This window comes from Streptomyces sp. NRRL S-244 (assembly GCF_000717915.1).
Taxonomy (GTDB): domain Bacteria; phylum Actinomycetota; class Actinomycetes; order Streptomycetales; family Streptomycetaceae; genus Streptomyces.
The window spans coordinates 148,035-158,222 of record NZ_JOCX01000021.1; the positions used below are offsets into that span (position 1 = coordinate 148,035).

General features: G+C 73.9%; 10 protein-coding genes. All 10 read right to left on the bottom strand.

The window, feature by feature from the left end; genetic code table 11:
- Positions 1 to 63: 63 nt before the first annotated feature.
- Positions 64 to 729, bottom strand: coding sequence for a TetR/AcrR family transcriptional regulator (locus IF02_RS0124110; protein WP_030160249.1), 666 nt, complete (start codon positions 727 to 729; stop codon positions 64 to 66).
- 90 nt (positions 730 to 819) lie between these two features.
- On the bottom strand, positions 820 to 3,048 hold the full coding sequence (locus tag IF02_RS0124115; protein WP_037836994.1) for an ArnT family glycosyltransferase: 2,229 nt from the start codon (positions 3,046 to 3,048) through the stop codon (positions 820 to 822).
- On the bottom strand, positions 3,045 to 4,313 hold the full coding sequence (locus IF02_RS0124120; protein WP_030160254.1) for a bifunctional glycosyltransferase family 2/GtrA family protein: 1,269 nt from the start codon (positions 4,311 to 4,313) through the stop codon (positions 3,045 to 3,047). The genes IF02_RS0124115 and IF02_RS0124120 overlap by 4 nt, the downstream gene beginning before the upstream one ends.
- Before the next feature lie 25 nt (positions 4,314 to 4,338).
- Positions 4,339 to 5,994 (bottom strand): sensor histidine kinase, encoded by a 1,656-nt coding sequence (locus IF02_RS0124125; RefSeq protein ID WP_078622291.1) that lies wholly within the window; start codon positions 5,992 to 5,994, stop codon positions 4,339 to 4,341.
- 11 nt (positions 5,995 to 6,005) lie between these two features.
- Positions 6,006 to 6,773, bottom strand: a complete 768-nt coding sequence (locus IF02_RS0124130) for a response regulator transcription factor (RefSeq protein ID WP_030160256.1) — start codon at positions 6,771 to 6,773, stop codon at positions 6,006 to 6,008.
- A gap of 88 nt (positions 6,774 to 6,861) precedes the next feature.
- Positions 6,862 to 7,740: an amidohydrolase family protein gene (locus IF02_RS0124135; protein WP_030160257.1), complete on the bottom strand. Its 879-nt coding sequence runs from the start codon at positions 7,738 to 7,740 to the stop codon at positions 6,862 to 6,864.
- Entirely contained in the window at positions 7,724 to 8,062 is a 339-nt protein-coding gene (locus tag IF02_RS0124140; RefSeq protein ID WP_030160259.1) for an antibiotic biosynthesis monooxygenase family protein, read from the bottom strand. Before IF02_RS0124140 ends, IF02_RS0124135 begins: the two co-directional genes overlap by 17 nt.
- 117 nt (positions 8,063 to 8,179) lie before the next feature.
- Positions 8,180 to 9,061 carry a DUF2797 domain-containing protein gene (locus IF02_RS0124145; protein ID WP_030160261.1) on the bottom strand — a complete coding sequence of 294 codons (882 nt, stop codon included), beginning with the start codon at positions 9,059 to 9,061 and terminating at the stop codon, positions 8,180 to 8,182.
- A complete protein-coding gene (locus IF02_RS0124150) occupies positions 9,058 to 9,492 on the bottom strand; it encodes an Lrp/AsnC family transcriptional regulator (protein ID WP_030160263.1) in 435 nt (144 codons plus the stop codon). The genes IF02_RS0124145 and IF02_RS0124150 overlap by 4 nt, the downstream gene beginning before the upstream one ends.
- Positions 9,493 to 9,644: 152 nt before the next feature.
- Positions 9,645 to 10,010: a PH domain-containing protein gene (locus tag IF02_RS0124155; protein WP_030160265.1), complete on the bottom strand. Its 366-nt coding sequence runs from the start codon at positions 10,008 to 10,010 to the stop codon at positions 9,645 to 9,647.
- Between the last annotated feature and the right edge of the window lie 178 nt (positions 10,011 to 10,188).

Here is a 10,188-nt window from a genome sequence, read left to right on the forward strand (position 1 = left end):
AGCAGTACCCGCAGACCCCCGTCGGGCCGCCCCTCCCCTGGGAGCGGCTCCGGCGGGGGTTTTCTACGCCCCCGGCCGGGCGGGCCGGGCCGGGGCGGCGGCGGCCTGGGCCTCGATGCCCGCGATCAGGACGTCGAGCGCGAGGACGAAGTCCCCGTCGGGCGCCCGCCGGGCGGCGCCCCCGCAGCCGTGCAGGAACTGCGACACGGCCAGGTGCGCGCCGGTCCGGCAGCCGCCCGCCAGACCCGTGGCGTCGAGCACCCTCTGCAAGGCGGAGTCGAAGGCCCGCGCGTGCGGGCCGATGTTCGGGTACGCGGCGGTCAGCGGCGCCACCCACGGGTGCTCCGCCAGCAGCCGCCGGTAGCCGCAGGCCAGCGACCGCAGCCGGCCGGCCCAGCCCTCGCGCACCGGAGCGACCGGCCCCCCGGCCGGGGCGGTGCGGGGCAGCGGGAGCTCGCCCAGGGCCCGGTCCAGGGCGAGTTCGAGCAGATCGTGCTTGGTGTCGACGTACCAGTACAGGGACATCGCGGTGACCCCGAGCCCCGCCGCGAGCCGCCGCATCGAGAACCGGGCCAGCCCCTCGGCGTCGAGCAGCCGGACGGTGGCTCCGGTGATCCGGTCCCGGTCGAGGCCGGAGGGCGCCTCGCTGCGGCGCCTGGCGGGTGCGGTGTGCCCGGGGGCCAGCCACACGCTGGTCCGGGTATCGCCGGGATCGGCCGCGGTCACCATGGAGGCACCCTCCTCACAACAGCTGGATCAGCCCGGAATGCCCGGTCCGCCCACTTGATGCTAGAGGGTGCCTCTCGCGATTCGGCAGGTTCAGGACGGGGCGGACGTGCCGTTCAGGGGGGCGGTCAGGTCGTAGAGGGTGGCGCCACCGACCGTCGTGGACCGGTAGTTGGCCTGGACCCAGCTCGTGATGGCGCTGCTGGTGCCGCCACCCGGGCCACCGCCCTGGCCGCCGCGCGCGGCCTGTCCGGTCTGCCCCTCGCCGTCGGCGCGGGCGCCCTCGCCGATGAAGTAGTGGATCTTGCCGGAGCGCACGTACTCCTGGAAACGGGCCAGCGTCGGGGACGGGTCGCTGCCGTTGAACCCGCCGATCGGCATCACCGGCTCGCCCGAGGCCAGCTGGTAGCTCGCCGCGTTCTGCGCGCCGACGGCGGCTGCCGCCCAGGTGTACTTCCCCGCGTCCTTGCGCAGGGCCGCCGTGGCCTCCGTACTGGCCTTCGTACCGCCCAGCAGGCCGCCGAAGCCACCGCCGCCGGGGCCGCCCGCGGCGTTCTCCGTCCCGCGCCCGCCGGCGGCCCCCTGGCCGCCCGGGATGCCCTGACCGCCCGGGAATCCCTGACCGCCTTGACCGCCCTGGCCGCCGGGGAACTGCCGGGGCCCGCCCTGCGGACCGCCGCCCTGCTGCCCCTGCTGCGGGCCGCCCTGTCGCGCACCCTGCTGGGCCATGCCCGGCGGGAGTTCACCGCCGGGCAAGCGCATGCCCATGCCCATGCCGCCCCGGCCGCCCGAGACCGCGGGCCCGGCCGTCACGATCGACCCGCCGCGCGTGGAGTCCACCGTCGTCAGGCAGTACGCGAGCGGACCGGCCAGCGCGGCCGCCAGCCCCAGCCCCGCCGCGCCCAGCGCGAACCGGCGGCCGAACCGCCGGCCGAGCCGGGCGCCGAGCAGCAGCCCGGCGGCGGCGAGGAGGCCGGCCACGAGAACGGTCCAGCGCAGCCACGGCAGGTATCCGGTGGAGCGGCCGAGCAGGACGTACGACCACCACGCGGTCAGCGCGAGGGTGCCGGACAGGGTGAGCGCGGCGGCCTTGCTGCCCCGCTCCTCCCACAGCATGGCCGCGCCCATGCCGACCAGCGCGGCCACGAACGGCGCCAGCGCCACGGTGTAGTACTCGTGGAAGATGCCCTGCATGTAGCTGAAGACGAGCGCCGTGATCAGCAGGGCGCCGCCCCACACCAGGAACGCCGCCCGGGCCATGCCCTCCAGGGAGTCGGCCGCCTGGCGGGCCCGCCAGGTGATCACGAGTCCGGCGACGAGCATGACGAGGGCGGCCGGGAGCAGCCAGGAAATCTGTCCGCCGATGTTGGCCGAGAACAGCCGGTCGATGCCGGTCTCTCCCCAGCCCCCGCCGCCACCGCCGCCACCGGGGCGGGCACCGCCGCCGCCGACGCTGCCGGTCTCGTTGCCGTTGATCCGGCCGAGGCCGTTGTAGCCGAGGGTGAGCTCCAGGAAGGAGTTGTTCTGCGAGCCGCCGATGTACGGGCGGGAGGACACGGGCCAGAGTTCCACGATCGCCACCCACCAGCCGCCGGCCACGACCATGGCGGCTCCGGCGAGCAGCAGTTGACCGAGTCGGCGGCGCAGCCGGGTCGGCGCGCAGACCGCGTACACGAGGGCGAGCGGCGGCAGGATGACGAAGGCCTGGAGGGTCTTGGTCAGGAAGGCGAAGCCGACCGCGACGCCCGCCCAGACGAGCCACTTGGTGTGGGCGCCGTCGAGGGCGCGCAGGACGCAGTACACGGTGACGGTCAGCAGCAGGGTGAGCAGCGCGTCCGGGTTGTTGAAGCGGAACATCAGCGCGGCGACCGGGGTGAGCGCGAAAACCGTGCCGCTGAGCAGTGCGGCCGCGGGCCCGAAGTGGCGGCGCACGGCGGCGTAGAGCACGGCGGTGGTGCCGACGCCCATCAGGGCCTGCGGGACGAGGATCTGCCAGCCGCCGAGCCCGAACAGCCGGACGGACAGGGCCATGGGCCACAGGGCGGCCGGGGGCTTGTCGACGGTGATGGAGTTCCCGGCGTCGGAGGAGCCGAAGAAGAAGGCCTTCCAGCTCTCGCTGCCCGCCTGGACGGCGGCGGAGTAGAAGGAGTTGGCGTAGCCGTTGGCTCCCAGGTTCCACAGCAGCAGGACGGCGGTGGCCAGCAGGAGCGCCGCGTACGCGGGCCGCTCCCAGCGGGGGCGCCCTGCGGTGGCGGTGGCGGTCTGCGCGGTCGGGGCCCGTTCGGGGAACGGGGAGTCCATGGGTGGTACGGCGGTGGTCATCGGGTGTCGTCCTTCGCGGGAGTGGCTCGCCGCTCGGGGAAGACCCAGGCGCGGAAGAGCAGGAACCTCAGCACGGTCGCGGCGAGGTTGGCCGTGATCAGCACGGCCAGTTCGGTGCTGTGGGAGGGATCGGCGGTGGCGGCGCCGAGGGCGGCGAGCGATCCGCTGGTCAGGGCCAGTCCGACGCCGAACACGACGAGGCCCTGGGCCTGGTGGCGCACGGCCCGGTCGCGGCCGCGGACCCCGAAGGTGAGCCGGCGGTTGGCGGCCGTGTTGGCGACGGCGGAGACCAGCAGGGCGCCGGCATTGGCGAGCTGCGGTCCGGCGCCGAGCCGGAAGAGGGAGTACAGGGCGAGGTAGGCGAGCGTGGACAGCACCCCGATGACGCAGAAGCCGAGGAGCTGGCGGGCCAGCCCGCGCGGCACTCCGGGCAGGGCGCTGCGGTCGCGCGGGTCGTCGCCGAAGGGGCGGGCGAGCCGGTCGAGCGGCAGCGCGCCGACGGCCAGGGCCCGGCCCACCCGCCACATGCCCTTGAGGTCCTCGGTGGCGGTGCTGACGATGTGGACGGTGGAGTCCGGGTCGTCCACCCAGTCCACCGGGACCTCGTGGATCCGCAGCCCGGCCCGCTCGGCGAGCACCAGCAGCTCGGTGTCGAAGAACCAGCCCGAGTCCTCCACCAGCGGCAGCAGCCGCTCCGCGACCTCCCGCCGGATGGCCTTGAACCCGCACTGGGCATCGCTGAAGCGGGCTGCGAGGGAGGAGCGCAGGAGCAGGTTGTAGGCGCGGGAGACGAACTCCCGCTTGGCTCCGCGCACCACGCGCGAGGAGCGGGCGAGGCGGGTGCCGATGGCGAGGTCGGAGTGCCCGGAGATGAGCGGGGCGACCAGCGGCAGCAGCGCGTTGAGGTCGGTGGACAGGTCCACGTCCATGTACGCGAGGACGGGCGCCTCGGAGCGGGACCAGACGGTCCGCAGGGCGCGGCCGCGGCCTTTCTCCTCCAGCCGGGTGCTGCGTACGCCGTCGACGGCGTCGGCGAGGGCGGCCGCGACCTCGGGGGTGCGGTCGGTGCTCGCGTTGTCGGCGATCGTGATGCGGAACGGGTACGGGAACGTGCGGGTGAGGTGGTCGTGGAGTCGGCGCACGCACGGGCCGAGGTCCTTCTCCTCGTTGAAGACCGGGATCACCACGTCGAGTACGGGCTCGCCGGGCACGGGCGCGAGGTGCGCCCGTGCCGGAAGGGCGCCGGAGGAGGTGTCGGTTCGCATGGACCGACTCTCTCCGGCCGGGCTGTCACCGCTGTGTGGTGAGCCTGTGCCCCGTCTGTGAGTCCGTCGGTGAGCCCGTCGGTGAGCCCGTGTGCGAGTCCGCCCGTGAGCCCCTCCGGGGGGCCGGCCGGGGGGCCGGCCGGGGAGCCGGCCGGGGGCCCGTCTTCGGGGTCTGGTCCGGGGCGAGCGGGAGCAGTACCTCGAAGCGGGTGCGCCCCGGCTCGCTCCGTACGTCCACCACTCCGCCGTGCGCCGTCACGACGGCCTCGACGATGGCCAGCCCCAGGCCGGTGGAGCCCGCGGCCCGGGAGCGGGAGGCGTCGCCGCGGGCGAACCGTTCGAAGACGTGGGGGAGCAGCGCGGGCGGGATACCGGGCCCGTCGTCCTCGATCCGCAGCCGGACGGCGGATGTTTCACGTGAAACATGGGCGGTGACGGTGGTGCCGGGCGGGGTGTGCGTGCGGGCGTTGGCGAGCAGGTTGACCAGGACCTGCTGGATCCGGGCCGGGTCGGCGCGGACGGGCGCGGGCTCGTCGGGCAGCTCGAGGCGCCAGTGGTGCTCGGGTCCGGCGGCCCGGGCGTCGCTGACGGCGTCGACGACGAGCGGGGCCAGGTCGGTGTCGGCCGAGCTGAGCGGGCGGCCGGCGTCGAGCCGGGCGAGCAGCAGCAGGTCCTCGACGAGTCCGGTCATCCGGGTCGCCTCGGACTCGATGCGGCCCAGGGCGTGCCGGGTGTCGGGACCGGGCTCCTCCCGTCCCCGGCGGGTCAGTTCGGCGTACCCGCGGATGGAGGCGAGGGGGGTCCGCAGCTCGTGGCTGGCGTCCGCGACGAACTGCCGTACCCGGGTTTCGCTCTGCTGGCGGGCCGTGAGGGCGGAGGAGACGTGCCCCAGCATCCGGTTGAGGGCGGCGCCGACCTGGCCCACCTCGGTACGGGGGTCGGCCTCGGCCTCCGGGACCCGCTCGTGGAGGGCGGGTTCGCCGCTGTGCAGGGGGAGTTCGGAGACGCGGGTCGCGGTGGCCGCCACCCGGCGCAGCGGGCGCAGGGCGACCCCGACCAGGGCCTGTCCGGCGAGGGAGGCCGCGATCAGCCCGGCGAGGGTGACGAAGACCTCCACGGCGATCAGCGTGCTCACGGTGGAGTCGACCTCGGCGAGCGGGAAGCCGAGGACGAGGCTCCCGTCCGGAGCGGTGAGCACCCGGTAGGCACCGAGGTCCGGCAGGTCCAGGTTCACGGGGTCGGGCATGCGGTGCGCGGCCGCCTTGCCGGCGGCGCGGGCCAGGGCCGCGGTCTGGGCCTCGGTCAGGCGCTGGATGTGGTCGTACCCGGGCCCGCCGACGGCGGCGCTGCGCGCCGTGCTGGCGACCGTGCCGTCGGCGAGGAGCCGGATCCCGGCGGCGCCCAGCGGGGATCCGGGGGCCAGGACGAACTTGTCGTCCTTGTCACGGACCCCCTTCTCCCCGAGGGGCTTGCGGGTGCCCATCTCGACGGAGACCCTCAGCTGGTCGTCGAGCTTGTCGACCAGGTACGAGCGCAGCGCGAGGGTGGTGACGGCCCCGATGGCCGTGCCCACCACGGCGATCAGCGCCACCGCCGAGACGACGAGCCGGGCCCGCAGGGACCAGGAGCGGACCGGGCGGAAGAGGCGGGGCGGGCGGAAGGCGCGAAGCGGCCGCGGCAGGCGGAGGGCCACTACTCGGCCGGCTTGATCAGGTAGCCGGCGCCGCGCCGGGTGTGGATCATCGACGGGAGGCCGGGGCCGCTCTCCAGCTTGCGCCGCAGGTAGGAGATGTACAGCTCGACGACATTGGCCTGGCCGCCGAAGTCGTACGACCACACCCGGTCCAGGATCTGCGCCTTGCTCAGCACGCGCCGCGGGTTGCGCATCAGGTAGCGCAGCAGCTCGAACTCCGTGGCGGTCAGGTGGATCTCCCGGCCGCCCCGGGACACCTCGTGGCTGTCCTCGTCGAGCCGCAGATCGCCGACGGCCAGGACGGAGCCCCCGCGGGCGGCCTGCGCCGCGCCCGAGCGGCGGACCAGGCCGCGCAGCCGGGCCACGACCTCCTCCAGGCTGAACGGCTTGGTGACGTAGTCGTCGCCGCCCGCCGTCAGACCCGCGATGCGGTCCTCGACGGAGTCCTTGGCGGTCAGGAAGAGCACCGGGAGCTGCGGGATCTCCCGGCGCAGCTGTCCGAGGACGGCGAGTCCGTCCATGTCGGGCAGCATGATGTCGAGGACCACGACGTCCGGCCGGAACTCCCGCGCGGCCCGGACCGCGCCGGCCCCGTCGCCCGCGCTGCGGACTTCGCAGCCCTCGTAGCGCAGGGCCATGGAGAGCAGCTCCGAGAGCGAGGCCTCGTCGTCGACGACGAGCACCCGGCAGGGGCCGCCGTCCGGCCGGACGAGGGCCGTCGGGTTGCTGGTGGACGTGGACGCATGGGAGGTGGTCGTCGCAGTCATGCGACCACGCTGGCCGCGGCCTCTGAGAGCGTTCTTGTCCCTACCTGTGAATTCCCTGAGAAACCCCGGGCGCCGCCCGGCCGGCCCCTCAGACCAGATGGAAGAGCCGGGCCCCGTTGTCGTGGCAGACCGCGCGCAGCCAGTCGTCGCCGAGGCCGAGCCGTTCCAGGGCCTCCAGCTGGTGCTCGTACGGGTAGGGGATGTTCGGGAAATCGGTGCCGAGCAGGATCCGGTCGCCGAGGTCCGCGAGCCGCCCGAGCTCTGGCTGCGGGAAGCCGCGGAACCGCTCGGAGAAGTCGGTGAAGGCCATGGTGGTGTCGAGGCGCACCGCGGGGTACCGGTCGGCGAGGTCCAGGAAATCGGCGTACTCGGGCATGCCCATGTGCGCGACGATCAAAGGCAGCCGGGGGTGGCGGGACAGCAGCCGGGCGACCGGCTCGGGTCCCGTGTGCTTGGCCGGGACCGGCCCCGAACCGCAGTGGATCACGGTGGGGATGCCCGCCTCGGCGAGCAGCCCCCAGACCGGGTCGAGCCGCTCGTCGTTCGGGTCGTACCCGCCGACCTGGAGGTGTGCCTTGAAGACCCGGGCCCCGGCTTCGACGGCCTGCCGGACGTACGCCTCGGCCCCGTCCTCCGGGAAGAAGGTCGCGGTGTGCAGGCAGTCGGGGGTCCGGGCGGCGAAGTCGGCCGCCCAGGAGTTGAGCCAGGCGGCCATCGCCGGCTTGTGCGGGTAGAGCATGGACGTGAAGGCCCGGACCCCGAACTCCCGCAGGAGCGCGACCCGCTGCTCCTCCTCGTGCCGGTAGGTGATGGGCCACTCGACGCCGTTGAGCGGTCCGAACGCGTCGAAGTAGTCCCACACCTTCGCCAGGACCCGCTCGGGCATGAAGTGCGTGTGGACGTCCACCAGTCCGGGCAGCCCGAGCCGCTCCCGGAAGGCGCGGACCGCGTCAGCCGTTGCGGGCAAAGCCGTGGCTCCGCTCGACGGTCGCGACGTGCAGGGTGTAGCTCTCGTACCAGTCGGCGCGGCCCTTCTTCATGGCCGCCTGGTGCTCCAGGTCCTGCCGCCACGCGGCGAGGGACTCGTGGTCGCGGAAATAGGCGACGGTGATACCGAGGCCGCCGGGGGTGCGGGCGGACTCGTAGCCGAGGAAGCCCGGGTTCGCGGCCACGATCTCGTTCATCCGGTCGAGGACCTCCGGGTATCCGGTGTCGTCAGGGGTGCGGACATTGCTGAAAACCGCCATCACGTACGGCGGTTCGAAAGCGGGTACGGGCTGGATGCTCATGCCCACCACCTTCCGCAGCAGCCCCCCGGCATGTCCACAGGAACGGGGCCCGGGAGCCCAAAGGGATCCAAGTTTTGACCTTGGCCGCCCTGCCGGTGCCCGGCAGGGACTCGGCGCTCAGAACAGCCCGTCCTGCCCGCCGGGCGCGGCGAGCGGCGGCAGTTCGGCGACCGGCACGGCGGTCGTCTCGTCCGCGGCGGGGGCGGTGAGCTCCCAGCCGGCGAGCAGCCGGGTGTCCACCACGAGCCCGTCCTCGAAGTGCAGATCGGGACCGGCCGCGCCGGCGAGCCGGCCCACGACGCTCCCACCGGGGACCATCGCGGTGACCACCCGCGCGGGGGCGGGCAGCCCGTCGAGTCCGAACGGCCCGGCATGATCGGCGGTTTCGCACTCCAGCCGCTCCAGCGACTCCGGCCACCCCGGCAGGGCCGCGGCCCGCGCGTGCAGCTCGGCGACCTCCCGGGCCCGGTCGGCCGCCGCCGGCAGGTGCCCCCGTACGGCGCGCTTGCGGGCGTACGCGATCCGGTCCGGCACCCCGAGGGCGGCCCGCAGCAGCTCCTCGGTGCGGCGGGTGGCCATCAGCGGCCCCCGCCCCAGCCAGGTCCAGGTCACCGCCCCCTGCTCCAGCAGCCGGGCCGGGCCGCGCTCCTCGGCGGTGATGCCGACCTTGACCATCTCGGGCCCGAACCAGGCCAGGTAGACGCGATAGGTGCGCGGATCGGCGGCGTTGGTGTCTGCCGCCACCGAGAACGACCGGTCCAGGCGGGCGCATTCGGGGCACTGGGCGTTCGCGGCCCGGCCGGGCACGGTGGCCCCCATGGGGCACGGGGTCCGCTTCCCGGCCCGCCACACACCGAGGCAGTGCCGCTCCCCGCGGGCCGTGAACGCCAGCCGCTGCCCGTACGCGAGCGGGCTGCTGCGCTCACCGCGCCCCTCGGCGCACCACCCGATGGCGGGGAGGCCGTCCTTCCACCGGATCCCGGTGCACCACCAGGTCACAGCGGGAGGGGCCGCTCGAAGAAGGTCTCCAGCACGACGGTGGCGTGCGTACCGCTGACGCCGTCGATGGCGTAGAGGCGGCGCAGGACGTCCTGGAGCTGCCCGGTCGTGGCCGTGCGCACCTTCACCAGGACCGAGGCGCTCCCCGCGATGATGTGCGCCTCCTGGATCTCGGCGATCGCCTCGAAGGCCGCCTTCGAATCCCCCATCCAGGCGTTGGAGTCGACCATCACGTACGCGAGCACCCCGCTCCCGACGGCCGCGGGATCCACCTCGACCGTCGTGCGCCGGATGACCCCGCGCTCGCGCAGCTTGCGTACGCGCTCGTGGGTGGCCCCGGCCGACAGCCCCACGGCGGCGCCGAGGGCGGCGTACGACTGGCCCGCGTCCTGCTGCAGGCGCAGGACGAGCGCCCGGTCGATGTCGTCCACGCGATCTTCCTCCCACATCCCCTGGAATCCGTTGCGCCGACGGTACAGGATCCTGCAATGCCACCAGAAGACCGAACAATATTCAGCCGTCGCCCTCACACGGCGCTCTGGCATGAACGGCACCCTGGCGTGGACCGCGTCCCGCGACCCGGCTACCGGGCGACGAACTGCGTCAGGATGGCCTGCACCTCGTAGATGTCCACACCCTTGGTGAACGTCTTCTCGATCGGCGCCGCGCTCCCGGAGAGCCAGATCTTGAGCTCGGCGTCGAGATCGAAATGCCCGGCGGTCTCCACGGAGAAGTGCGTGATGCTCCGGTACGGGATGGAGTGGTACTCCACCTTCTTCCCCGTCAGCCCCTGCTTGTCGACGAGCACGAGCCGCCGGTCGGTGAACAGGATCGTGTCGCGTATCAGCAGGTACGCGGCGTGCACCTGCTCCCCCTGCCCGAGCAGCCGCGCGTAGTCCCGCTGCGCCGACACCGGATCGACCGTGTGCGCGTTCCCGAACAGCCCCATGACAGTCCCCCTCTCGCGGCCCGACCCGTTCCGAACCGTCTCCAAGGACCGTATCCACCCCCGGGCCGCCGCTCATCCCCCACAGGACCGACCCGCTGCTCGTCCCCGAACAGCCCCATGACAGTCCCCCTCTCGCGGCCCCACCCGTTCCCAACCGTCCCCAAGGACCGTATCCACC

What these genes read in the sequence shown, in the direction of transcription:
- IF02_RS0124130 (WP_030160256.1), bottom strand. Translation starts at nt 6,773, where the DNA reads ATGACTGCGACGACCACCTCCCATGCGTCCACGTCCACCAGCAACCCG.
- IF02_RS0124115 (WP_037836994.1), bottom strand. Translation starts at nt 3,048, where the DNA reads ATGACCACCGCCGTACCACCCATGGACTCCCCGTTCCCCGAACGGGCC.
- IF02_RS0124140 (WP_030160259.1), bottom strand. Translation starts at nt 8,062, where the DNA reads ATGAGCATCCAGCCCGTACCCGCTTTCGAACCGCCGTACGTGATGGCG.
- IF02_RS0124155 (WP_030160265.1), bottom strand. Translation starts at nt 10,010, where the DNA reads ATGGGGCTGTTCGGGAACGCGCACACGGTCGATCCGGTGTCGGCGCAG.
- IF02_RS0124110 (WP_030160249.1), bottom strand. Translation starts at nt 729, where the DNA reads ATGGTGACCGCGGCCGATCCCGGCGATACCCGGACCAGCGTGTGGCTG.
- IF02_RS0124120 (WP_030160254.1), bottom strand. Translation starts at nt 4,313, where the DNA reads ATGCGAACCGACACCTCCTCCGGCGCCCTTCCGGCACGGGCGCACCTC.